The 23,015-nt window shown below is 59.1% G+C and carries 20 protein-coding genes and 1 riboswitch; of the genes, 10 read left to right on the forward strand and 10 right to left on the reverse strand.

Annotation, left to right across the window (positions count from 1 at the left end):
• Positions 1–261: 261 nt before the first annotated feature.
• The 3 genes from OCK02_RS10510 (at position 262) to OCK02_RS10520 (ending at position 3,671) form a co-directional block, all read left to right on the forward strand.
• A complete protein-coding gene (locus OCK02_RS10510) occupies positions 262–1,455 on the forward strand; it encodes an aspartate aminotransferase family protein (protein ID WP_263813000.1) in 1,194 nt (397 codons plus the stop codon).
• Between the two features lie 63 nt (positions 1,456–1,518).
• Positions 1,519–2,436 (forward strand): ornithine carbamoyltransferase, encoded by a 918-nt coding sequence (argF, locus tag OCK02_RS10515; RefSeq protein WP_263813001.1) that lies wholly within the window; start codon positions 1,519–1,521, stop codon positions 2,434–2,436.
• Between the two features lie 245 nt (positions 2,437–2,681).
• Complete coding sequence (locus tag OCK02_RS10520) at positions 2,682–3,671, forward strand: Hsp33 family molecular chaperone (protein ID WP_263813003.1); 990 nt, start codon at positions 2,682–2,684, stop codon at positions 3,669–3,671.
• Between the two features lie 57 nt (positions 3,672–3,728).
• Here the strand turns inward: OCK02_RS10520 and apaG are convergent, their stop codons facing one another.
• Entirely contained in the window at positions 3,729–4,121 is a 393-nt protein-coding gene (gene apaG / locus OCK02_RS10525; protein ID WP_230807370.1) for a Co2+/Mg2+ efflux protein ApaG, read from the reverse strand.
• A gap of 217 nt (positions 4,122–4,338) precedes the next feature.
• Entirely contained in the window at positions 4,339–5,523 is a 1,185-nt protein-coding gene (locus OCK02_RS10530; protein ID WP_263813004.1) for an O-succinylhomoserine sulfhydrylase, read from the reverse strand.
• 42 nt (positions 5,524–5,565) lie between these two features.
• Positions 5,566–5,644, reverse strand: a riboswitch (SAM riboswitch).
• Positions 5,645–5,717: 73 nt separating this feature from the next.
• On the opposite strand from OCK02_RS10530, the gene OCK02_RS10535 reads away from it, so the two are divergent.
• Positions 5,718–6,815 (forward strand): 2'-deoxycytidine 5'-triphosphate deaminase, encoded by a 1,098-nt coding sequence (locus tag OCK02_RS10535; protein WP_263813005.1) that lies wholly within the window; start codon positions 5,718–5,720, stop codon positions 6,813–6,815.
• An 83-nt stretch (positions 6,816–6,898) separates the two neighbouring features.
• Here OCK02_RS10535 and OCK02_RS10540 read toward each other — a convergent pair whose 3' ends face one another.
• The 4 genes from OCK02_RS10540 to OCK02_RS10555 are packed head-to-tail and all read right to left on the reverse strand — an operon-like array spanning position 6,899 to position 9,892.
• Positions 6,899–7,780, reverse strand: coding sequence for a hypothetical protein (locus OCK02_RS10540; RefSeq protein WP_263813006.1), 882 nt, complete (start codon positions 7,778–7,780; stop codon positions 6,899–6,901).
• 11 nt (positions 7,781–7,791) lie between these two features.
• Complete coding sequence (locus tag OCK02_RS10545) at positions 7,792–8,928, reverse strand: Gfo/Idh/MocA family protein (RefSeq protein ID WP_263813007.1); 1,137 nt, start codon at positions 8,926–8,928, stop codon at positions 7,792–7,794.
• Between the two features lie 5 nt (positions 8,929–8,933).
• Positions 8,934–9,443 (reverse strand): glycosyltransferase, encoded by a 510-nt coding sequence (locus OCK02_RS10550; protein ID WP_263813008.1) that lies wholly within the window; start codon positions 9,441–9,443, stop codon positions 8,934–8,936.
• Positions 9,440–9,892: a UDP-N-acetylglucosamine transferase subunit ALG14 gene (locus OCK02_RS10555; protein ID WP_263813009.1), complete on the reverse strand. Its 453-nt coding sequence runs from the start codon at positions 9,890–9,892 to the stop codon at positions 9,440–9,442. The genes OCK02_RS10550 and OCK02_RS10555 overlap by 4 nt, the downstream gene beginning before the upstream one ends.
• Positions 9,893–10,503: 611 nt before the next feature.
• On the opposite strand from OCK02_RS10555, the gene OCK02_RS10560 reads away from it, so the two are divergent.
• Entirely contained in the window at positions 10,504–11,628 is a 1,125-nt protein-coding gene (locus OCK02_RS10560) for an FAD-dependent oxidoreductase (RefSeq protein WP_263813010.1), read from the forward strand.
• Between the two features lie 907 nt (positions 11,629–12,535).
• Here OCK02_RS10560 and OCK02_RS10565 read toward each other — a convergent pair.
• The 4 genes from OCK02_RS10565 to OCK02_RS10580 form a co-directional block, all read right to left on the reverse strand.
• Positions 12,536–13,660: a polysaccharide pyruvyl transferase family protein gene (locus OCK02_RS10565; RefSeq protein WP_263813011.1), complete on the reverse strand. Its 1,125-nt coding sequence runs from the start codon at positions 13,658–13,660 to the stop codon at positions 12,536–12,538.
• Positions 13,661–13,771: 111 nt separating this feature from the next.
• Positions 13,772–14,257, reverse strand: coding sequence for a hypothetical protein (locus OCK02_RS10570; RefSeq protein WP_263813012.1), 486 nt, complete (start codon positions 14,255–14,257; stop codon positions 13,772–13,774).
• Between the two features lie 37 nt (positions 14,258–14,294).
• Positions 14,295–15,458, reverse strand: a complete 1,164-nt coding sequence (locus tag OCK02_RS10575) for a glycosyltransferase family 2 protein (RefSeq protein WP_263813013.1) — start codon at positions 15,456–15,458, stop codon at positions 14,295–14,297.
• Between the two features lie 30 nt (positions 15,459–15,488).
• A complete protein-coding gene (locus OCK02_RS10580; RefSeq protein WP_263813014.1) occupies positions 15,489–16,526 on the reverse strand; it encodes a glycosyltransferase family 2 protein in 1,038 nt (345 codons plus the stop codon).
• A gap of 265 nt (positions 16,527–16,791) precedes the next feature.
• Here OCK02_RS10580 and gmd point away from each other — a divergent pair, with 265 nt between their 5' ends.
• The 5 genes from gmd to OCK02_RS10605 all read left to right on the forward strand — a co-directional run bounded on the left by gmd (position 16,792) and on the right by OCK02_RS10605 (position 22,994).
• Complete coding sequence (gene gmd / locus OCK02_RS10585) at positions 16,792–17,913, forward strand: GDP-mannose 4,6-dehydratase (RefSeq protein ID WP_263813015.1); 1,122 nt, start codon at positions 16,792–16,794, stop codon at positions 17,911–17,913.
• 6 nt (positions 17,914–17,919) lie between these two features.
• The gene (locus OCK02_RS10590; RefSeq protein ID WP_263813016.1) at positions 17,920–18,858 is read left to right on the forward strand and encodes a GDP-L-fucose synthase family protein; all 939 of its coding nucleotides are present in this window, start codon (positions 17,920–17,922) and stop codon (positions 18,856–18,858) included.
• The gene (locus OCK02_RS10595) at positions 18,855–20,021 is read left to right on the forward strand and encodes a DegT/DnrJ/EryC1/StrS family aminotransferase (RefSeq protein ID WP_263813017.1); all 1,167 of its coding nucleotides are present in this window, start codon (positions 18,855–18,857) and stop codon (positions 20,019–20,021) included. Before OCK02_RS10590 ends, OCK02_RS10595 begins: the two co-directional genes overlap by 4 nt.
• A gap of 158 nt (positions 20,022–20,179) precedes the next feature.
• Entirely contained in the window at positions 20,180–21,559 is a 1,380-nt protein-coding gene (locus tag OCK02_RS10600) for a hypothetical protein (RefSeq protein ID WP_263813018.1), read from the forward strand.
• A 64-nt stretch (positions 21,560–21,623) separates the two neighbouring features.
• Positions 21,624–22,994 (forward strand): FkbM family methyltransferase, encoded by a 1,371-nt coding sequence (locus tag OCK02_RS10605; protein WP_263813019.1) that lies wholly within the window; start codon positions 21,624–21,626, stop codon positions 22,992–22,994.
• Positions 22,995–23,015: the final 21 nt, after the last annotated feature.

Raw genomic sequence — 23,015 nt, forward strand, 5'->3', positions numbered from 1 at the left:
GTCGCCGGAATCCGCCCGAATCGATTTTCCGGTTTTCCCCAACTTGCTCGCCGGGTGTGACTCACTTGCGACACTTCTCCGCGCGATCCGAAACCTCACGCAAGGGCATATCGAGGCGGATTTCGTCGCCTCGCCGTTTGTTGACAATAAGCCCTGAAATGCTGATAGTGCGCCCGCCGCCGTGAGGCGGCATTTTCGATTTTTCCGCACTGGAAAGATCCGGAATCCGTTTCCGCATCCGCTGCGAGGGAGATACGCGCCATGGCTGATGCCACGCCGCTCTACGAGACCTATCTGCGTGCGCCGCTGCGCTTCGAGCGCGGCGAGGGCGTCTGGCTGATCGCGGAAGACGGCTCGCGCTATCTCGATTTCGCAGCCGGCGTCGCGGTCAATTCGCTGGGCCATGCCCATCCGCACCTGGTCGAGAGCCTCAAGGCGCAGGCCGACAAGGTCTGGCACCTGTCCAATCTCTACGAGGTCCCCGGGCAGGAGACGCTCGGCAAGCGCCTGACCGCGGCCACCTTCGCCGACAAGGTGTTCTTCACCAATTCCGGTGCCGAGGCGCTGGAATGCGCGATCAAGACGGCCCGGCGCTACCAGTATGCCAAGGGCTATCCCGGCAAGTTCCACATCATCACCTTCGAGGGCGCCTTCCACGGCCGCACGCTGGCCACGATCGCGGCCGGCGGCCAGGAGAAGTACCTGGAAGGCTTCGGTCCGAAGGCGCCGGGCTTCTACCAGGTACCCTTCGGCGACATCGCCGCCGTCAAGGAGGCGATCACCGAGGAGACGGCAGCGATCCTGATCGAACCCGTGCAGGGCGAGGGCGGCATTCGCGTCGTCTCGAACGAGTTCCTGCGCGAACTGCGTTCGCTCTGCGACGAATACGGCCTCCTGCTCATCTTCGATGAAGTCCAGACCGGCGTCGGCCGGACGGGCAAGCTGTTTGCCTACGAATGGTCCGGCGTCGCCCCGGATATCATGGCGGTCGCCAAGGGCATCGGCGGCGGCTTTCCGCTGGGCGCCTGCCTTGCGACCGAGGAGGCGGCCTCCGGCATGGTCCCGGGCACGCACGGCTCCACCTATGGCGGCAACCCGCTCGCCATGGCCGTCGGCAACGCCGTGCTCGACGTCGTCCTGCAGGAAGGCTTCCTGGAGCACGTGCGCGACGTCGCTCTCGTGCTGCGCCAGGGCCTCGCCTCGCTGAAGGACCGTTTTCCCGATATCATCGAGGACGTCCGCGGCGAGGGCCTGATGCTCGGCATCAAGGCGAAGGGGCCGTCGGCGGATCTGCTGAAGGCCGTTCGCGCCGAGCATCTGCTGCTGGTCCCGGCGGGCGAGAACGTGCTGCGGCTGCTGCCGCCGCTGGTCGCCACCGCCGAGGAAGCCCGCGAGGGCCTAGCGCGGATCGAGCGCGCCGCGGAGAAGCTGAGTGCAGAGAAGAAGAAGGCCTGAGGCGCGAGCCGAGTGAAGGCGGCCTAGGGCGCGAGCCGGGCGATTGAGCAGGATTGAAAGAGCATGGCAGGCACCAGACATTTCCTCGACCTCTCCGCCATGACGGCCGGAGACCTCCGCACGATCATGGACGACGCGCTGGCGCGCAAGACCGCCACCAAGGCGGGAACCGCCGACAAGCCGCTCGCCGGCAAGATGTTGGCGATGATCTTCGAGAAGCCGTCGACGCGCACCCGCGTCTCCTTCGACGTCGGCATGCGCCAGCTCGGCGGCGAGACGCTGTTCCTGTCGGGCACCGAAATGCAGCTCGGCCGCGCCGAGACGATCGGCGACACCGCAAAGGTGCTGTCGCGCTATGTCGATGCGATCATGATCCGCACCACCGACCATGCCCGCCTGCTGGAGATGGCCGAACACGCGACGGTGCCGGTGATCAACGCGCTGACGGACCTGACGCATCCCTGCCAGATCATGGCCGACATCATGACCTTCGAGGAACATCGCGGCCCGGTGAAGGGGCGCACCATCGCCTGGACCGGCGACGGCAACAACGTGCTGCATTCCTTCGTCGAGGGATCCGCCCGCTTCGGTTACCGGATGAACATGGCCGTTCCGCTCGGCTCAGAGCCGGAGGACAAGGTTCTCAACTGGGCGCGCAACAATGGTGGCGATATCATGCTCTGCCATGACGCCGACCGGGCCGTCGCCGGCGCCGACGTCGTCGTCACCGACTGCTGGGTGTCGATGAACCAGGAACACCGCGCCCGCGGCCACAACATCTTCCAGCCGTTCCAGGTCAACGAAGCGCTGATGCAGAAGGCCGGCAAGGAAGCCCTCTTCATGCACTGCCTGCCCGCCCATCGCGGCGAGGAGGTCACCGACGAGGTCATCGACGGACCGCAGTCCGTCGTCTTCGACGAAGCCGAAAACCGCCTGCACGCGCAGAAGTCGATCCTGGCCTGGTGCCTGAACGCCATCTGAACGACACGCCCGGCAGCGGTGCTCGCGGGACCCTGCTGACGTCCGCAGCGCCTATTGAAATTGCCGGGATCGGCCACGATCTAAGGCCCAACCCGCTGTCGTCGCGGTGCCGTTGCTGGCATCGCACCGCCGGATATGGAATCATCCCGGCGGTCACGAGGCAGAATCACTGAAGAACACAGCCCGTCGCAGGCGGATGTGACCAACGTCCGGCCGCGTCGCCTGTTGCGTCGAAGGAGCGAATGATGGCTCAGCCAACCCCCAAGCTCGGCGAACTCGATTTTGCCGGTGACGACCACGTCGTGCCCTTTCAGGTCGAAGGCCTCGATGTCCGCGGCCGCGCGGTCCAGCTCGGCCCGATGCTCGACGCGATCCTCGAGCGGCACGACTATCCGCAGCCGGTCGCCCGCCTGCTGGCCGAGGCGATCGTCCTGACCGTCCTGCTCGGCACCTCGCTGAAGTTCGAAGGCAAGCTGATCCTGCAGACCAAGAGCGACGGTCCGGTCGACCTGCTGGTCGCCGATTTCTCCAGTCCGGAGAACGTGCGTGCCTATGCCCGCTACGACGCCGATGCGCTACAGGTCGCCATCGCCGAGGGCCGCACCGCGCCGCACGAACTGCTCGGCAAGGGCATCCTCGCCTTCACGATCGACCAGGGCGCCCATACGCAGCGCTACCAGGGGATCGTCGCCCTCGACGGCCATACGCTGGAAGAGGTCGCCGGCGTCTATTTCCGCCAGTCGGAACAGATCCCGACGCGCGTCCGCCTCGGCGTGGCCGAACTCTACGTGCGCGGGGATGACGGCAAGACGCGCCACCGCTGGCGGGCCGGCGGTATGGTCGCGCAGTTCCTGCCCGAGGCGCCCGATCGCATGCGCCAGGCCGACCTTCCGAGCGGCGATGGCGAGGAGGCCGGCCACAAGGTGGAGGAAGACGACAAGTGGGCCGAAGCCCGCACGCTCGTCGAGACCATCGATACCGACGAACTCACCGATCCGAACGTCGGCACGGAGCGGCTGCTGTACAGGCTGTTCCACGAAAGCGGCGTCAGGGTCTATCCCTCGCAGCGGGTGCTCGACCAGTGCTCCTGCTCGCGCGACAAGCTGAAGACGGTGCTTTCCGGCCTGTCGGCGGAAGAGGTCGAGCACACGGCGACCGACGGCCATATCGAGGCGACGTGCGAGTTCTGCTCGACGACCTATCGTTTCGAGGTTTCCGAGGTCGCGCCCGCCTGAGCGCGTTTCCCGCAAGAGGCCGGCCGCGGCGCTCCCGCATCGGGGGCCGCGGCGGCCTCAGTTCAAGGTTCGGGACTGCCCGGGCGTGTCGAGCGAAAAGGCGGGAATGGCGACGTCGAACGCTTCGCCGGACGGTGTCTGCATCTGGTAGTGGCCGAACATCATGCCGGACGGCGTATCGAGCGGGCAGCCGGAGGAGTACTCGTAGGTGTCGCCCGGCTCCAGGGTCGGCTGCTCGCCGACGACGCCGGGCCCGCTTACCTCGTCGACCAGGCCGTTCTGATCGGTGATGTGCCAGTAGCGGGCCATCAGCGTGACGGTGATCTCGGAATGGTTGGAGATGACGATCCGGTAGCCCCAGACATAGCGGCTGTCGTCCGGGTCGGATTGCTCCTCCAGGTAGTAGGGCTCGACCGTCACCTCGATATCGCGGGTCAGCGCTCTGTACATTCTGATGCCTTGGCTCGAACCTGTTGCTGCCGTTGCCCCCGCAGGATGCCGGGCAGGCAGGTGCGAGCGGACAGATGTGCTTTTTGAATATTCACGTCCGCTTATTGGTTGCCACGTCTGCCGCGGCCGGATCAAGTTAATTGTGCCGGTGGGGACGGCCACCTTTTGGCGGAGAGGGACACGCTGCGGACCTGCGCTGCGTGCCCCGGCCGGGCGATCAGCCTCTGACTTTTTCCAGGGCCTGGGCGAAGTCGGCCAGCAGATCCTCGCCGTCCTCGATGCCCGCCGACAGCCTGAGGGTGCCGGGCGAGATGCCGAGCTCGGCGCGGGCCTCGTCGGTCAGGTTCTTGTGCGTCGTGGTGCCCGGATGGGTGATCAGGCTCTTGGCGTCGCCGAGATTGTTGGAGATCTCGACGATCTCCAGCGCGTTCTGCAGCGCGAATGCCGCCTCCTTGCCACCCTTCAGGTGAAGGCAGACGAGCGTCGAGCCGCCCGACATCTGCTTGGCGACGATATCGGCCTGCGGATGGTCCTTGCGGCCGGGATAGATCACCTGCTCGACCTTGGGGTGGCCGGCGAGAAAATCGGCGATCTTCGAGGCGTTCTCCGTCTGCTGCCTGACGCGCAGCGGCAGCGTCTCGATGCCCTTCAGAAGCGTCCAGGCGTTGAACGGCGACATGGCGGGCCCGGTGTGGCGGAAATAGTCCTGCAGGCTTTCCTCGATCCACTCCTTGTCGGAGAGCACGATGCCGCCGAGGCAGCGACCCTGGCCGTCGATGTGCTTGGTCGCCGAATAGACGACGACATGGGCGCCGAGTTCCAGCGGCTTCTGGTAGAGCGGGGTTGCGAAGACGTTGTCGACCACCACCTTGGCGCCGATCTGGTTTGCCAGCCTTGCCACGCCGGCGATGTCGACCACCTCCAGCGTCGGGTTGGTCGGGCTTTCGAGGAAGAACACCTTGGTGTTCTTGCGGATCGCCTTTTCCCAGTTGGCGAGGTCGCGGCCGTCGACGAGCGTGCATTCGACGCCGTAGCGCGGCGCCAGCGTCTCGACCACCCAGCGGCAGGAACCGAAGAGCGCACGCGCGGCGACGATGTGGTCACCGGCCTTGACCTGGCAGAGGATCGCGGCTGCGACTGCGGCCATGCCGGACGCCATCGCGCGGCCTTCCTCGGCGCCTTCGAGCAGACACATGCGGCGCTCGAACATGTCGTTGGTCGGGCTGCCGTAGCGTGCATAGATGAAGCCGTCGGTCTCGCCCTTGAAGCGCGCTTCGGCGGCCTCGGAGCTCTCGTAGACGAAACCCTGCGTTAGGAAGATCGCTTCGGAGGTTTCGGCATGCTGCGAACGCGTGGTGCCACCGTGGACGAGTTGGGTAGCCGGGCGCCAGGACTTGCTCATCGGATCATTGCCTTCCAAATAAAAAAACCGGCCGCAATGCAGGCCGGTTTTCACCCGGCCTTTTTAGCTACTTGTTTAACGTGGCTGCAAGCCGACCGGCCAAATCACCACGGGATATCCGGTCCATACTGCGTGGCGGCGCTTGCGTCAATTGCCTGCATTTGGTTTTGTCGGCCAGCGTGAAGGATAGGCTTATGACGACTGCTACGGGAATACTGGCCGACCGCGCCATCAGCGCGCTGTTTGACTCCGGCAGGCTGAAGAGCGAGGCGGCGCTGGACGTCGACCAGGTGCAGCCGGCGAGTCTGGACCTGCGTCTCGGCTCGAAGGCCTTCCGCGTCCGCGCGAGCTTCCTCCCCGGCCCCTCGCATCTCGTCGCCGATAAGCTCGACCGGCTGAAGCTGCATGTCGTCGATCTTTCCGAAGGTGCCGTGCTCGAGACGGGGTGCGTCTATATCGTTCCCCTGATGGAAAGCCTCGACCTGCCGAAGGAGCTGTCCGCCTCCACCAACCCGAAGAGCTCCACCGGCCGGCTCGACATCTTCACCCGCGTCATCACCGATCGCGCCCAGGAATTCGACAAGGTCCCGGCCGGCTACTCCGGCCCGCTCTACCTGGAGATTTCGCCGAGGACCTTCCCGATCGTCGTCCGGCGCGGTTCGCGCCTGTCGCAGATCCGGTTCCGCAAGGGCAACGCGCTTCTTTCGGATGCCGAACTGCTCGCCCTGCACAAGACCGACACGCTGGTTGCGAGCGACACGCCGAACGTGTCCGGCGGCGGCATCGCCCTTTCGATCGACCTGAAGGGCACCGGCCCCGAAGGCCTCGTCGGCTATCGCGGCAAGCACCACACCGCCGTGGTCGACGTCGACAAGAAGAACCAGCACGATATCTTCGACTTCTGGGAGCCGCTGTTCAGCCGCGGCCGCAACGAATTGATCCTCGATCCGGACGAGTTCTACATCCTCGTCTCGCGCGAGGCCGTGCACGTGCCGCCCCTCTATGCCGCCGAGATGACCCCGTTCGATCCGCTCGTCGGCGAATTCCGGGTCCACTACGCCGGTTTCTTCGATCCCGGCTTCGGCCACGCCGCCGCCGGCGGCTCCGGCAGCCGCGCCGTCCTCGAAGTCCGCAGCCACGAGGTTCCCTTCATCCTCGAACACGGCCAGATCGTCGGCCGCCTCGTCTACGAGCGCATGCTCGAACTCCCCGAAAGCCTCTACGGCTCGGGACTGGGCTCGAACTACCAGGCCCAGGGGCTCAAGCTGTCGAAGCATTTCCGGCCGAGGTGAGCGGGGAGGTCGCCGGGGCCGGCGCGCCAGCCGACCACGCCATGGCCTGAGGCCGGAGGCGGTATCGGTACGTGGCCGCCGGGCTAGGCAGGCACTGCCAGTTTCACGCGGTCGATGTCGTCGATGATCGCCTTGGTCTTGCGGATGTTCTCGATGCTCGAGGCGCCGAAGACGATCGCCTCTATCTTCTCCTGGCCCGCCACGTATTCGAGCGCGTCCCTTGGCGCGATGGCGCCGGAGCCGAAGACGGACATGGCGACGGGGCGGAAGCGACGTTTGCTGACGATGCGCTCATAGGCCTCCAGGCCGCCGCACATGCGGAACCCGAGCTTGTTGATGCTGGCGCACACGATGGGGTTGTCGACACCAACCTCGTCCAGGGCATCCAGCAGGCGAGGCAGGTTCATCGTGATGAACCCCGGCTCGGCCTTGTATTTCGTCCGCACATGATCGGCGAATACCGAAAACGCCTCGTGCATGCCAAGGCCGAGGATGAGATCGGTCACCACGTTCTGGAGAAAGATGACCGGAGTCTCCAGGCCGCGAAACATTTTCATCTCGCCGTCGATCAAAAGCTCGGCCATGCCCTTCATGTCCTTTCTCGCCAGAGAAAGGCCGCCCTTCATCAGCGTTCCGACGATGTTGCCGGAGGGCATGAACTTGCGCATGGCATTGACGAGCCCATGCTCGGTCACTGCGTTGGCATATTTGTGCGCGTAGGGCATGCACGGATAGAACTGAAGGCCCGCATAGCGCGCGGGGTTCGACCGCACGTGATCGCAGATCTCCTCGACGCGATCCTGCGTCGTGCACATGAAGACCCGTATCCCGCTGTCATAAGCACCGTCGAGAACGTCCAGGATTGCCTTCATGTCGCTGAAGCGCACGGACTGCGCGCGCGCCTTTTCCTCCGACATGTGATTGACGCCGAAGAACTGGTTGTCGCCAAACAAGATGCGTTCCATCGTCACCGCTCCTATTGCCGCGACCAGTGCAGGAGCCCTGCCGAGGGTCTTTCGCCCAATGATCTGTTGCCGAGAGGTTTGTTGCCGAGTGATTTGCTGCCGAGCGATACGTTGCCTTTCGGCAGCGACGCGTTCTGCGTACCGTCGGCTACCATCATGCCGAGAACCCGATCGGTTTCAGCGGCACTTTCGAAAGAAGAGATATTTCGGCTGTCCCGATCCCTGACCCTTTGCACGAAGTAGTCGAGCTGCGCCGAATACTCCTCTCCGCGGAGGTAGTACCAGACATCCTCCGTCAGTTCGGTCGTGTTTCTCAAGCTCCATCCCTTCTTGAGGCCCGTGTGCGCTTGCGGGTTCGTCCGCATGAATGTCTGGATCTCCTGCCGGTCTGCCGTGACACGACCGTTCGCGCCCCAGACCGTGATGCGCATGAACATCTTCCGATAGCTCTCGTCGCTCCAGTTGGCTTCGATCTGGCCGGTCATCCCGTTGCCGAACATCAAGGTGGAGAAGACCGCGTCCTCCACGTCGGCCGAGAAGATGCGGTTCAATGCGGTCCCTGCGACCTTTTCGGGCGCCCCGACGAGATAGTTGACGAGATCCACGGCATGGCTCGCATAGTCATAGAGGCATCCTCCGCCCTCGGCCCGCGTGCCCCGCCATGTTCCCCGTGCGGGACGCAGGACCACCCCGCCATAAGCTTCGGCCTTGATGTGATGCAACGCCCCGAGCGCGCCGGAATCGATGATCCGCTTGGCCTCCCGGAAGGTGGCGATGAACCGTGCGTGATAACCCACCTGGTTGGCGAGGCCCCGGGCTGTGGCGACCTCCGCAAGCCGCTCGCTTTCGGCGGCCTCCAGGCAGAACGGCTTCTCGCAGAAGACGCTGATGTCGCGGTCGAGCGCTAGTTGCACGATGTCCCGGTGTGAACGCGACGGGGTCGCGACGATGATGGCGTCGAGATTTTCGTCCTGAAGCATCGCCCGGTAGTCGCCGTAGGTTCTGAATTTCGTGAACTTGCGAATGCCGTCGATGACATAGGTGCTCGGATCGCATACCGCCGTCACCTCGGCGTCAGGGTGGGAGTTCGCGATTGCAAGATGCGAGATACCCATCTTGCCAAGTCCGACCAGGCCAAGCCTCACCATATGCATCAACTCCGGTTCGTTTGGGGTGCGGATGCACCGTTGAGCAGGACGGCGCGAATGCGCGCGACGAAAGCGTCAGGGGCTGTACGGGGCAGCAGTTGATGGGTCGCTCCGACGCTCGCCATGGCCGCGTCGATCGCTTCCGCGAGTTCGTCGTCGTTCATGGCGACGTGTATCCCGGGGCGGTTCATGAAGCGTTTGGCCGTATGCACCTGGTGATCAGTCGTATGCTCCTTCAGCGATGCAAAGCGCGGAAGGAGAACGATCGTCTTTCCGGCTTCGGCCGCACTGATGATGCTGCCCATGCCGGCATGCGCGACGATGATGGTCGATTTGGCGACCAGATCGGCAAACTCTGCCGGCGTCACGCTCCGCGCCCAGCGCATGTGACGGGGTTCGTCGCCACCGCCGATCTGGGCGAACATCTCGACATCCGGCCTGGCCGCCGCCCACCGGTCCATCGTATCTATGAGGCGGTTGAAGGGCATCATCGACCCTACGGTCACGAAGATCATAGGACGGCACCCCAGTAGTAGGGACCCTTCTGGCCTTGCAACTGCGGCCATTGGGTCAGCCAGACATCGGCGACGCGCCGCGCCTGCAGGCCCGAGGACGACAGTTGCTCGCAATTTGCGATGCTGTCGATCCATACCGTCTCGGCGCGGACCAGGTACTTGGCCAGGGCCAGGCAGACCAGGCCGGGAGCGGACCCGGTGGAAATGACCGTATTCGGACGCTCGCGCAGGAGGATCCAGGCCAATTGTCCGATGAGCACAGCAAAGCTCACCTTGTCGAAGCGATGGGCGTCGCGAACCGGGTAGAAGCGGTGTCCAGGAACGTCTGCCGCATAGTCGGGCGAAACGGAGACGAAGGCGACATCCATCCCTTCGAAAGCTGGCAGCAGCCGGCGCATCTGGATCCAGTGTCCACCACCCGAAGCGATCGCGAGTACTCTTCCCTTCATCGGCAAATGCCCCCTTCACGCGGATGGACAAGTCCGCGGTCTCGCAGCGTGATCATTTCGTGGCCGGTTCGTGCGGACGGCGCTTGTGTCACCGGACACTCTCCTCGTCGGGATGACGAAGCCAGTCTTTCAAATTTCGCTTCCGCTGGGCAGTTGGCCTTTGAGCGCATCAACCGCCCCCGAATGGGGTATCTGCGGCTGCCCCTGAAGTGAGGGAGGGACGAGTGTTGTGCGGGGCGGGTCCCCGTCAGAAGACACCGCCGACGAGGATTGCCCTGACGGCCCGTTGTAACGATGTCGGCCAGAAGGAGCACGTCATGCTCGGATCCCCGCTTCGTCACATGGAAGAGGGCAGGAGAACGTTCGAGGATGTTACCGCCGTTCAAGGCGTCATTGTCGCCGGGTCTTTGCTGGTTGCCAAAACTATTGCACCTGTCGTAAGCAGCCCGGAATCGGCACACGAGCAAGTGCTTGAGGGCAATGCCGTGTTGAACACGACAAGAACCGCAGGCTGTCTTTCAGGCGTTCGCTATGATCAGAGGGGTGGCCGATGGTCAGTCAGAGCAGCCTTGGGCGACGCGGCTCCCCGCAGTTGAAGGAAAGATAGTTGCATGGAAAGAATACTGGTGGTGGGTGCCGGCTTCGCCGGCGCGTGTTACGCGCGCAGCCTGGCCGATGCCGGATACCGTGTGACTGTAATTGATCAACGCGATCACATTGCCGGAAATGCTTACGACTATGTCGATGAGAACGGCAAGCGTGTGCACAGATACGGCCCGCACTTGTTCCATACTAGTAACGAGACCGTTGTCGCGTGGATATCCCGATTTGGGAAGTTTGCAGACTATACGCATGAAGTGCGGGCCAAACTTGCGGACGGTCGTCATGTCCCGCTTCCGGTGAACATCGACACCATCAATGCTGTTTTTTCGGAGGCGTTGGAGACGGCGGAGCAGGTTGAGGCATTCCTGGCCAAGATATCGAGGCCGTACTCCAATCCGAAAAACGCGGCAGAATACCTGTACTCGAAAATCGGCGTCGATCTCACCGACCTCTTCTTCCGGCCCTATACTCGCAAGATGTGGGAGTTGGATCTCGAAGAGATGGACAAGTCCGTTGTCCAGCGCATTCCGATACGCTTCGATGGCGATCGGCGGTATTTTCCCAGCGACCGGTTCCAACTCCTGCCGGTCGACGGCTACACTGCCATATTCGCCAACATTCTTGACCATGAACGGATCGATGTGCGACTTTCTCAAACCTTCTCGAAGGAGATGTTGGGAGAGTTCAGCCACTGCTTCAACAGTATGCCCATTGATGAGTTCTTCGGGTACGAGTTCGGCGAGTTGCCGTACCGCTCGATCAGGCTTCATCACAGGACAGATTCGACGGCACCTGAAGTGCCGAGCTCCGTGGTGAACTTCACGGATGACGGCCCGATTACTCGCGAGACCTACTGGCATCTCTTGCCGCACCACGATGTCGCCGATACGGGCCGCTGGACGGTCACGGCTGAGGAGCCCTGCGACTACAAGGCCAACAATTTGGAGCGCTACTATCCGGTCAAGACGGCTGATGGCCGGTATCTCGACCTCTATGAGCGCTACAAGAAGCGTGCCGGGGAACTGCCCAATGTCGACTTCATCGGCCGCTGCGGCACTTACCAGTATCTCGACATGCACCAGGTGATCAACCAATCGCTGATGGGCGCGACGAACTGGTTGCAGAGGCAGTAGCTCAGGAGCCGAAAGTAAATTCTCCCATCGCTACGGGCCGCGCTTGCTTCCATTGCCGAAGCGATTTACGTCGCTCCGAGATAGGATAGGTTATCCATCGCAGACAACTAGGCAGGAGGGCCGACCATAACTACGGTGAGAGGAAATAGGATTTTACTCCGGTCGTCCAACGGATCTGAAGAACCTGTAACCACATACGAGGGACTCACCGTTACGTTCAAGGGGAGGGACTCAACTGTTGTTCTGCACGAGGGGGCAATCTTCGTTAACGCGCGAATAGTTCTCGGAGATGGGGGCGATGTTCAGATAGGGAAAACCTCCTCCAGGGGGCTGCGAAATCTTGTTGTCGACATGTCCAGGTCGGGCAGAAACAAAATCCTCCGCATCGATGAAGAATGTTCCTGCGAGAGCATGCGCATCATTATGGGCAATGAATCGGATCTAAGTGTATCAATTGGGCGCGACTGCATGATCAGTTCAGACGTCACGATCCGGTCGACCGATGGACACGCAATTTACGAACTTAGCACTGGCAAAATCATAAATCGCGCGCGGCCAATTGTCATTGGTGACCACGTTTGGATCGGGGCAGGCGTCACCCTAATGAAGGGCGCAGGCGTCGCCTCCAATTCGGTCATTGGCAGAGCGAGCATGGTGACGCGGCGTTTCGATGAAGAAAACGTTGTCTTGGCGGGGACCCCGGCCAGGGTAGTCCGAAGTCAGATCATGTGGGATAGGAGGTATATCAGTCACTTTGCTGATACGGATTTTCACGTGCTCGACGACAGATGAAACAGCCGAAGACGTCCGGCGATTGACAGCAAATGCGGAATGAAAGATTGCCCAGTTGAGGGCGATCCGCATTTCCTGCGCACCGCAACAACAACTCCGCCCGAAGGCTTCGCGGTTAGACAGGCAATCTCGGTGAGGCAGGCAGAATGCCGCGACGGGTCGGATCCGCCGTTAGGAAGTCCTTCCATAAGCGCCGGCTAAGGGAGCGCATATATTCGGAAGCTTCCTCGCGGAGTATCTTTATCCTATCGGCATCTGGGGCCGGGACGTCGCTTTCTATTAATTCAAGGAGTTTGCGATCGGTCGGGTTGATAGCCAGTTCCTCGCGACCTATCGCCTTCATGAAAGCGCGGGCCTTTACAACCGGGTTAACGCACACCGTAGGAACACCATACATCGCCGCTACAAGGGTCGTATGCAGCTTCATGCTCAGGACGAGGCTGCATTCGCCCAGCGCCCTGCTGATGTCGTCAAGCTCCTCGCTATGCATGGTTTCTTTGCCATCCACATGGAGGTGCCGAGAGTTCTCTAAATCCTTTGCGCCGTGACCCGCAACACCGCCAATGATATGCCGGACGCGCCACCCTTTTGCCATCAGGGTCGCGGCGACCTCTTCGATAATCCTGTAATTCTTTGGGTCTTTAATGTGACGGGTGATCAAGCCGACGATCGGTGCACCAGACGGTTTGATTGCTTTTGGCAGAGGCAGGGCGCAAACGAGATCGGGAATGGAGCCAACGGGCAGAGATGGCTGAATATGCTCTTTCACCCACTCAGCAGAGCCGGGATCGCGCGTTGAAATCGATTTGATGTTGGGGTGTGTAAGAAACTTTGTCCACCGATCAAGCACTGATGCGTGGATATCGGGTTTGTTCCGTTCGACGCCAATGCCGGCGATATGAACCGGGCGGCGAAGATAAGTTGCGTTGATGAAGTCTCTGTCGATCTTGGGTGCGTACGGGCAGAGCAGATCGCCGCCCCCAAGTACCACCGCATCCATCATGTCGACGAAGGAGTTGCCGAAATCCTGCAGATAAGAATGCCGCGGTAGGCCGGTTAGCAGGTATAGATCAGCCCATGGTCCAAACCAATGCTGATAGTTCTTCACATACAGCTCATCGCCATAGTTCCCGCGTCCGAATGAACCAGTGATGCCGATTTTCGGCCTGAGTGGCCTAGCGTTAGGCTCGCGCGTTACCAGCCGTCTGACCGCTCCGACAACAGTGTCTGTTATTGCCACGAAACTCTCCTATGCTCCGGGAGGAGCCCTATCGGCGCGCGATATGTGCAGCGCCCTGTGCGGCCTTCAAATGCAAAAGCGGTATCCCCGTCTGGGAGTGAACCGCACCGCTCACCACAGCATCATTGTCTCGATGTCGAGCACCACGTCCTTCGCAGGGATCTCGAGTTCGAGAAAGTACTCGGCCGATCCGTTGATCTCATGCGGAAAGTGCGCCGCTTCGGTGAAGCTCCAGCTCTTGAGGTCGACCGCCATGCCCCGCATCTTCACTTTTGCCCGCACGATCCCGTTCTCCAGAGCATATAGGCTGGGAAGGACTACGACGCGCTGATCGCATTTTGCGCGAAAGTGCAAGCCGGCAAATTGATGGCTCGCAAATGCTTGAATTGGCAGCCGAAATGCGATCGAGCCGCCCTCCGAAGCCGCAAACAACAGGTGCAGCCGCGTGCTGGTCGCAAGTCTCTCGATCGCGATAGCTGCGCCTTCCTTCTGGGCTGGACCGGCATAGATTCCCTCCGAAACCTGCATGTTCGGCAGAAGTTCCGTCCGTGCGACGGATGCGACCGTGTCAATGGTGTAAAAGCAGCGATTGTCCATTTTCGTATCTCGTCGGGCCCTGCTGTTTCTGTTGTGGTTAGCGGGAGCGTTTTTCGACCATCTCCATCAGGGCTGCCGCCGACGTTATCTTGTCGTTGACCTCCATTCGTCGGGCGATCTCCCCCACGCGTCGCTTGAGGATATCGAGCTCATCGAGTGCCTGCTTCAGGCGCCTTGACACGTCTTGATCGCGGAAGCGTATGGCGTGCGCAAAGGCCATTTTGTCGCCGGCATGGACACTCGAGACGAGGTTCCAGCCAAATCTGCCTGTTCCTCGCATTACAAGTGCACGAGCGGCGTCTTCCTTGGAGATGGGCGCAAAGATGTCGTGGAGCCGGTCGAAGAGTTCAAGCCAGTACTCGGTCTGAATCCTGTCGGATATCCAATCGGTCTGTCCCACGGCCCAAGCCAGTAGCTGAAGTCCGTAGTCGTTGTCCAAGCCCTCTGCGTCCAGCCAGTTCTTGATCGTCCAGTAGTGGTCATAGAACCACAGCAGTTCGCGCCCGGTCGATGCCATGGTCTGACCGGGTCGGTTGAAACGGTGATGGCAGATGACCTTGTCGACAAACCCGATACGCCTGGCCTTGATTACACTTGCCCAATGGTAGGGATTGTCTTCGAAGAAGAAGTTGCCCTCGGGGAAAGCAATGGAATTCTGCGCCAAGAATTCGGCGCGATAGAGCTTTCGCCAGGGTACCGCGTTCAACCGCAGCACCTCCGACTTGAACTCGACCTCAGTCATCGTGTCGCGAGGCATGGCAGCGAGCGCAGACAGGCGCTTGTCGTCGGTCGGAATCTCAACCGTCTTGTTCAGGTCGTCATAGTTGCGGAAGTTGGCAATGACGATATCCGCTTCGGTGCTTTCCGCCTCTGTAACGAGATCTTCCAGCATTGTCGGTTCGTACCAGTCGTCGCCGTCGGCGTAGGCAATATACTTCCCCTTTGCCGCCGACACACCGATGTTCGCCGGGATGCCGACGCCGCCTGGTGTATTTTCAGGCAAGGCTATGATCGTGTAGTTGTATTTTCCATACCTGTAGTGGCGCTCCAGCCGCGCCAAGGTATTGTCGGTCGATCCGTCATCGACAACAATGAGCTCGAAATCATTGAAGCTCTGCTTCTGCAGTGACGAGACGCATTTGTATATATAGTCTTCGATGTTGTAGGTCGTCAGTATGACGGAAACGGTCGGAGTTTGCATCGGTGTCCTCTGCGAATGCCTAATTTCAAATTAGAGAAATACATTCGCCGGCGAATACTTGATCCAGAAGCTTTGGTCGGCAAGTTTTGGCGACTCCAATGCAAGGAAAGTATGCTCGCTCTTGCCATAGCTTTTATAGCTGTCCATCGCATAAGCGAAAAACGCTTCGCGATGATCTGGAGGCAGTCGCTTGTAGACCCACTTCAACAGGTTCAGCTTGAAATCCATGAAATGGTGATAGAAGGCGCTGATCGTCGCGGTCGACCGGAAGACGTGCGCTTCGGCGTCGCTCAGAGCCTCAAAGACGGCCAGACGCCGCTGGTCGAAACGGTTGGTAATCTGATCGTTGCCCTTGAGGACGTAGTGGTAGATCAGCGCGCGGTCGTAGAGCGCGACCTTTCTGGCATTGGAATAAAGGCACCAATGGGCGGCAATGTCGTTGTTCACTGGCGTTTCGGAGTATTTCAGACCGATTGCCTTGGCGAAATCTCTCCGGATGAACTTGTTCCAAGGATAGTTCGTCATCGTCGATATGCTTGAATGGACGTATGGATCGATCACGCCGTTCTTGCATTCGGGGAGCACGGAGGCCCAGACCTCCCTGTCCTTGGTCAGCATGCCGGGCTCGTCGCGAGTGTCTGGGTCGGTGACGTAGTGATAGCGGAAGGTGACGAATTCGGCTTTGGTCGCCTTCGCAACCCTGGCAAGCTCGTCGATAGCGCCCTCTTCGACAATGTCGTCGGCATCGACAAACAGCACATACTGGCCCGTGGCGAGTTTCAGGCCCTTGTTGCGGCAGGCGCCGGCCCCGCGGTTGCGCCAGGATTTTATGACCGTGAGACGGTGCTTTTCGTTACGAAGCTCGTTGAACTTAGCCTTGACGACTTCCACGGTATTGTCGGTAGAGCAGTCGTCGACGACAATAATTTCGATTCGATTTTTCTCCCTGGCTCTAAGGACTGACTCGATCGTTTTCAGTATAGTCGGCGCGCAATTGAACGCGGGAATTATAACAGAGATCAAGTTCGCGGTCCGTCCTGTGGCCGTTGGGCGAGTTGATGGCTCCATACCGCAGGACGGCTGGGTTTGGCAATCCGGAAAACCAAGTCCGACAGGGCGCCCGCCCCTTTGGGCGTCGGGGGTGGGGGTGCGCCCGATCGCTTTCGAACATGGCCGCCGAGGGACTGAATAGCAGCAAGTTCTTGTCGACGCGACCTGGGAAAAGAGTGGTCAGGGCATCCATTGCATTGCTTGATATTGATGTGCTTGCTAGGGAGGGCTGAAGGTTCGATTGCCCTGGGCTTCTGGGGGCAGATGAAGGATGTGGATCGCTATGACGAAGAAGGCTCTTATAACCGGCGTCACCGGGCAGGACGGTTCCTATCTTGCGGAACTCCTGCTTGAGAAGGGCTATGAAGTCCACGGGATCAAGCGCCGCGCCTCATCGTTCAACACGCAGCGCATCGATCATATCTATCAGGATCCCCATACGACCAACAGCCGTTTCAAGCTGCACTACGGCGACCTCAGTGACAGTTCCAACTTGACCCGCGTCATCTCGGAGATCAAGCCGGATGAGGTCTATAACCTCGGGGCGCAGAGCCACGTCGCCGTCAGCTTTGAGGCACCTGAATACACGGCCGACGTGGATGCGATGGGAACCTTGCGGCTTCTGGAGGCGATCCGATTTCTCGGCTTGGAGAAAAAGACTCGCTTCTATCAAGCGTCGACCTCGGAGCTTTATGGCTTGGTGCAAGAAATCCCGCAGCGAGAGACCACGCCGTTCCATCCGCGCTCGCCCTATGCCGTCGCCAAGCTCTACGCATACTGGATCACGGTAAACTACCGCGAAGCCTACGGAATGTTTGCCTGCAACGGTATCCTCTTCAATCACGAGTCCCCTCGCCGCGGCGAAACATTTGTCACGCGCAAGATCACGCGAGGTCTAGCGAACGTAGCGCAGGGCCTAGAGAATTGCCTTTACATGGGCAATATCGACAGCTTGCGCGACTGGGGCCATGCAAAGGACTACGTGCGCATGCAGTGGATGATGCTGCAACAGGACGAGCCGGAAGATTTCGTGATCGCAACCGGCGTGCAGTATTCCGTCCGTGAGTTTATCGACTGGTCGGCGAGGGAGTTGGGAATGGTCCTGCGTTTCCAGGGGGCGGGCGTCGATGAGGTGGCGATCGTCGAGACGGTGACCGGTGACAATGCACCGGCGGTAAAGCCCGGGGATGTGCTTGTTCGCATCGACCCGCGTTACTTCCGCCCGGCGGAGGTGGAGACGCTGCTCGGCGATCCAGCGAAGGCAAAGGAACGCCTGGGCTGGGAGCCACTGATCACGGCACAGGAAATGTGCGCCGAAATGGTGGCCGAGGACCTCAAGACCGCGAAGCGTCATGCCTTGCTCAAGCGGCACGGCTATGAGCCGTCCATGTCGGCTACCGTCTGAGGGCAAATGATGGCATCGCGAGGCAAACTGCTGCTGACCGGCGGGCGTGGTATGGTCGGACGCAACATCCAGGAGCATCCGCTCGCTTCAGAGTGGGATATCGTTGCCCCGGGCAGCGATGTTCTGAACCTGACAGATCCAAGGGCAGTGGAAGCCTATGTCCGGGCCGAGAAGCCCGATCTGGTGATTCATGCCGCCGGCCGCGTCGGCGGCATCCAGGCCAACATGGCCAATCCGGTTGCATTCCTGGACGAAAATGTTGCGATGGGCCGCAACATCGTCATGAGCGCTCATAAGGCCGGCGTGCCCCGCTTCCTCAACCTTGCTTCAACCTGCATGTATCCTCGCGCAGCGCCGAATCCGCTGGGCGAGGACATGATCCTCACGGGCGAACTGGAACCCACGAATGAGGGCTATGCTCTCGCGAAAATCGTGACGACACGGCTTTGTCAGTATATCCAGCGGGAAAATCCTTCCCTGCAGTACAAAACAATCATTCCCTGTAACCTCTACGGTCGGCACGACAAGTTCGATCCGAAGCACTCGCATCTGGTGCCCGCAATCATTCACAAGCTGTATGTGGCCAAGACGCAGGGGGCGACGGAAGTCGACATCTGGGGTGACGGCACGGCGCGACGCGAATTCCTCTATGCCGGCGATCTCGCCGATGCGGTGCTGCGCGCAGCCGCAAACATGGAGAGCCTGCCGGATCTCATCAATATCGGTCTTGGGTCCGACTTCAGCATCAACGAGTACTACGAAGCTGCCGCTGACGTGATCGGCTGGCAGGGCACGTTCGTCCATGACCTGACAAAGCCGGTCGGCATGAAGCAGAAGCTGTCGTCAGTGGGTCGTCAAACGGCATGGGGCTGGAAACCTCAGACAACTTTGGCCGACGGCTTGCGCAAGACGTATGCGTTCTATCTTGAAAGGAATCCCTCATGAGCTTCCGTTTTCCTCTGGCAACCTCGTCCTGGGATCAGGCGGAATACGATGCCATACAGCGAGTGATTGCCTCTGACCGTTTCACCATGGGTGAAAATGTTGCTGAGTTCGAAGGGCGCTTTGCCGACCATTTCGGCAGCAGGTTCTCCATCATGGTAAACTCAGGTTCGTCGGCCAATCTGTTGATGACGGCGGCGCTCTTCTTCTCGTCCAATCCTGCCCACAAGCTCAAGCGTGGCGACGAAATCATCGTGCCCGCGGTTTCATGGAGCACCACCTATTATCCGCTCTGCCAGTATGGCCTGCGGCTCAAGTTCGTCGACATCGATCTCTACACCCTGAACTATGATCTGGCCGCGCTCGAGAAAGCGATCACGCCAAAGACGCGGGCACTGATGGTCGTGAACCTGCTTGGCAATCCCAACGACTTTGCCGCCATCGAAAAGATCGTCGCGGGGCGGCCGATCGTCATGATCGAAGACAATTGCGAATCCATGGGGGCGACCTTCGAAGGCAAACAGGCCGGCACCTTCGGCGTCATGGGAAGCTACTCGTCCTTCTTCTCCCACCACATCTCGACGATGGAAGGCGGGGTCGTCGTGACCGACGACGAGGAGCTCTATCACGTGATGTTGGCGCTACGGGCTCACGGCTGGACGCGCAACCTGCCCAAGAACAATCTGGTGACGGGCACCAAAAGCGATGACCCATTTGAAGAGTCGTTCCGCTTTGTCCTGCCCGGATACAATCTGCGCCCCCTCGAGATGTCGGGCGCGTTGGGTATCGAGCAGCTCAAGAAGGTTCCATCTCTGATCGCAGGTCGGCGGGCCAATGGCGCCCTCTTCCAGGAGCGGCTTGCCAATCATCCGAAGTTCATCATCCAGCAGGAAATCGGCGAAAGCAGTTGGTTCGGCTTCAGTCTGGTTCTGCGCAAGGAAGCAGGTCTCCATCGCCGCGATATGATCAAGGCACTGACCGAAGCCGGCTTCGAATGCCGGCCGATCGTCGCCGGGAACTTTGCCAAGAACGAAGTTCTGAAATATTTCGACTACGAAGTGCACGGAGAACTCGGCAACGCCAGCCATATCGACACCCACGGCCTCTTCGTCGGAAACCACCACTATCCGATCGCCGAGGCAATCGATACGTTGGCGCGGATTTGAATGCTAGCCAACGAGGTCACTGACTTGTGACATGTAAGCCCGTTGACCATTCCCAAACGTTAGCGTCGTTGATGCAGTGGGACTATATGGGCGTAACATCGCGTGTAGAACCTGTCTATGCGTGGCAATCGTGAAGACATTGAAGGATTTCCTTGTCGATGCCATCGAACACCGTACCTGAATTCTTTGTCGCCGCTAGAAATGACGGTCTAGGGGAGCGTCTGAGGTCAGTCCTAAATGCAATGCTGCTTGCGAAGATTCATAACAAGAAGTTTCTCTTTTCGTGGCCAATTCGGGAAGATATGCACGAGTCGCATGCGATAGAGCCTGCTGACAAAATGTTTTCTTGCGAATTTCTGCAGTCGAATTTTATCGGTAAAGTTGGAGTGGTTGAGAATAGGCATGTTTTTGGTGAAGTGGTCACCATCAAACATGATGAAGCTCTTTTTCCGGCGGTGTCTGTGACACAAGTTGATTTGCCGAAGAATATACTAATCGACAGTGACTCAAATTTTCGCTTATTGTTCGAAGAAATTGGCTTCTCCGATAAAAATCGACTAGCGATAAATGCAGCGCATAGCGTCGATATCGGCGAAGCTGCGGTGGCAATTCACATGCGTGCTGGTGATATCGTATTTGGGCGATATAGATTTGAGTATGGCCGATTTATTGGGAAAACGGTTCCATTTTCGATCGCAAGCGGGCTGATTAAGTCGTTGATCGCGCACGGGAAGAATGTCTTGCTTTTTGGTCAGGACGGTGAGTTGTGTCGGTTGCTATCCGAACGCTATGGCGCGCGTTTTGTTGGGGATATTGTCGACCAGCACAATTTTGATCAGACGCAGTCCGCGCTTTTTGAGATCGTATTGATGGCGAGATGTCGGGCTATTTATGCTGGAAACAGCGGATTTGCGCTATTGGCTAGTCGCATAAGCGGCGTTGACCTAACTGAGGCTCACCGGCATTTGAGTGCCTCAGATATTAATTTGTTTACGAGCGAGGAGATGAACCTCCCGTATATCTCCTCTATTTCGCCTTTGCAGCGTGCATATGCACGTTGGTATCGCTTGTATTACTGCTGGAAAGAGATGAGCCTTTCTGAGAAGTGCTTTGAATTAGAGCAGTCCTTGCAGGACGATCCCGGAAATGGACTTTACCAGCTAATGTACGCATATGCGTATTTTGAAGCTAAAGACGAAAAAGCATGCGAGGAAATTATATCGGATAGCCTTAAAAAGGATATTTCGTCTTTCAAAAATAGAAGGACTATTGGGAAGTTTCGGCATGTAATTGAGATGCAGCCTCAACCTGGTCGCTTATTGTGCTTACCTTACATCGAAAATATCGCAAAGGCAGCTAGCGAGGATTTTCCATATAGTGCTTATGTTGCAGCAATTGCATATTCCCAAATTGGGAGAAATGAAGAGGCGGTATCGATGTATAAGAAATATTTTAATTCCACACATATCACTCGCGAGGGGGACGATGCTATTTTAATTAGTTATGCTAGGAAAGTCATAGGTTTAGGTGACGTTTAAATTACTTCGTATAAATGACGGGGTAAGATCCTTGAAGGATTTTATCGAGAAATTCGTCTGAGAAATGGGTGATGGTGGAATGTCTGTTGGCGGGTTGTCGGGTTTTCTGAAAGATATTGAGCCGTTCTTTGTTGGCAGGCCGTTGATCTACGTCGACGTGGGCGCAAATCGAGGGGACACTTTTGGCGACCTGGTGCGGTCCGGGCTCAATGTGAACCGCGCGGTCCTCTTCGAGCCGAATCCGAAGGTGTTTGCAAGGCTGACCGAGTCCGTCGCTGAACTCGGCGTTGGCGACAAGGCGGTCTGCCACAACATAGCCTTGTCTGATCAGGCGGGCACCGTCCAGTTGCGCGATATGGACGACATGAGCAAGGTCCTTGCCGACAAAGCGAGCAGTACCGGCGTTCTGGCCGAGAGGATATTCGAGATTGAGGCCCAGCCTCTTGACTCTTTCGCCGCGAACTTTCCTGACGGCCACGTTTCGCTCTTGAAGATTGACGTGGAAGGGCATGAGGCCGAGGTGTTGCGCGGGGCATCTTCGATGTTGGCTGCGCAATCGGTGGATTTGATTTACATCGAAGTCGGCTTGAACCCCCATAGCGGACAGCAAACCTATTATCGTACGATCGAGGATATTCTTCTCGGGCAAAACTATCGGCTTTTTAAGATTTACGAGCAAACCCACGAATGGATCGAGAACAGTCCGTTCCTGCGACGGGTCAATATGGCCTTCATGAGCCAAGACTTCGCTTTGCGACATCCGCTCAACCTGGTGCGAGAACTGCAGAACCTGCGCGCATCGAAGGCCAGCGAACTGAAAAAGGCGAACGACCTGAAGAGCGCCGAGATTGCGGTGCTTCAGGCTTCGCAGGAGTCGGAACTGAGCGCAGTGACGGCCGAGCGAGATCGGCTTGGCAAAGAGCTTGCCGCGCTTCAAAGCTCCAGTAAATCCGAACTGAGCCTGTTGAAGCAGGAGCTTGCCGACCGCTTCCAAGAGGTTGCGGCACTCACGCAACTCGCCGAAGGGAAGGACGTCGAGATCGCTGCGTTACGAGCGGCGCACCGCAACGACGTGGAAATGCTTCGGAGCGAAAACCTGCGTCAGGGAAAGGAAGTCGGGGAGCTTGCCAAGCGGCACAACAAAGAGATGGCCGACCTCGAAAAGCGTCTCAATAAAGAGATCACGAGCCTGAAGAGCAATCTGGAGAAGAAGAAGGCTGAGTATTCTCAACTCAAGCAGGATGGAAATCGGATTTCTTCCGAGAAAAGCAAACGCATTGCAAAGCTCGAGTCAGAGCGTGACAAGCTGGTCGGCAAGGTCGAATTCCTTCGAAACAGTTTCTCCTGGAGATTGACCGTACCGCTGAGAAAGATCGGAAATGCGTTTCGGCGCTCGGGGAACCCCCGACAAAAGCCTCCGGCACAATCAAAGTGACCATGGATGCCACTTCCGATT

The organism is Rhizobium sp. TRM96647, assembly GCF_025780115.1.
In the GTDB taxonomy this organism is placed as follows: Bacteria; Pseudomonadota; Alphaproteobacteria; order Rhizobiales; family Rhizobiaceae; genus Mycoplana.

Excerpts from the sequence above, each read along its gene's own strand:
- OCK02_RS10510 (WP_263813000.1), top strand. The coding sequence starts at position 262 with ATGGCTGATGCCACGCCGCTCTACGAGACCTATCTGCGTGCGCCGCTG.
- argF (WP_263813001.1), top strand. The coding sequence starts at position 1,519 with ATGGCAGGCACCAGACATTTCCTCGACCTCTCCGCCATGACGGCCGGA.
- OCK02_RS10520 (WP_263813003.1), top strand. The coding sequence starts at position 2,682 with ATGGCTCAGCCAACCCCCAAGCTCGGCGAACTCGATTTTGCCGGTGAC.
- apaG (WP_230807370.1), bottom strand. The coding sequence starts at position 4,121 with ATGTACAGAGCGCTGACCCGCGATATCGAGGTGACGGTCGAGCCCTAC.
- OCK02_RS10530 (WP_263813004.1), bottom strand. The coding sequence starts at position 5,523 with ATGAGCAAGTCCTGGCGCCCGGCTACCCAACTCGTCCACGGTGGCACC.
- OCK02_RS10535 (WP_263813005.1), top strand. The coding sequence starts at position 5,718 with ATGACGACTGCTACGGGAATACTGGCCGACCGCGCCATCAGCGCGCTG.
- OCK02_RS10540 (WP_263813006.1), bottom strand. The coding sequence starts at position 7,780 with ATGGAACGCATCTTGTTTGGCGACAACCAGTTCTTCGGCGTCAATCAC.
- OCK02_RS10545 (WP_263813007.1), bottom strand. The coding sequence starts at position 8,928 with ATGGTGAGGCTTGGCCTGGTCGGACTTGGCAAGATGGGTATCTCGCAT.
- OCK02_RS10550 (WP_263813008.1), bottom strand. The coding sequence starts at position 9,443 with ATGATCTTCGTGACCGTAGGGTCGATGATGCCCTTCAACCGCCTCATA.
- OCK02_RS10555 (WP_263813009.1), bottom strand. The coding sequence starts at position 9,892 with ATGAAGGGAAGAGTACTCGCGATCGCTTCGGGTGGTGGACACTGGATC.
- OCK02_RS10560 (WP_263813010.1), top strand. The coding sequence starts at position 10,504 with ATGGAAAGAATACTGGTGGTGGGTGCCGGCTTCGCCGGCGCGTGTTAC.
- OCK02_RS10570 (WP_263813012.1), bottom strand. The coding sequence starts at position 14,257 with ATGGACAATCGCTGCTTTTACACCATTGACACGGTCGCATCCGTCGCA.
- OCK02_RS10575 (WP_263813013.1), bottom strand. The coding sequence starts at position 15,458 with ATGCAAACTCCGACCGTTTCCGTCATACTGACGACCTACAACATCGAA.
- OCK02_RS10580 (WP_263813014.1), bottom strand. The coding sequence starts at position 16,526 with ATGGAGCCATCAACTCGCCCAACGGCCACAGGACGGACCGCGAACTTG.
- gmd (WP_263813015.1), top strand. The coding sequence starts at position 16,792 with ATGACGAAGAAGGCTCTTATAACCGGCGTCACCGGGCAGGACGGTTCC.
- OCK02_RS10590 (WP_263813016.1), top strand. The coding sequence starts at position 17,920 with ATGATGGCATCGCGAGGCAAACTGCTGCTGACCGGCGGGCGTGGTATG.
- OCK02_RS10595 (WP_263813017.1), top strand. The coding sequence starts at position 18,855 with ATGAGCTTCCGTTTTCCTCTGGCAACCTCGTCCTGGGATCAGGCGGAA.
- OCK02_RS10600 (WP_263813018.1), top strand. The coding sequence starts at position 20,180 with ATGCCATCGAACACCGTACCTGAATTCTTTGTCGCCGCTAGAAATGAC.
- OCK02_RS10605 (WP_263813019.1), top strand. The coding sequence starts at position 21,624 with ATGGGTGATGGTGGAATGTCTGTTGGCGGGTTGTCGGGTTTTCTGAAA.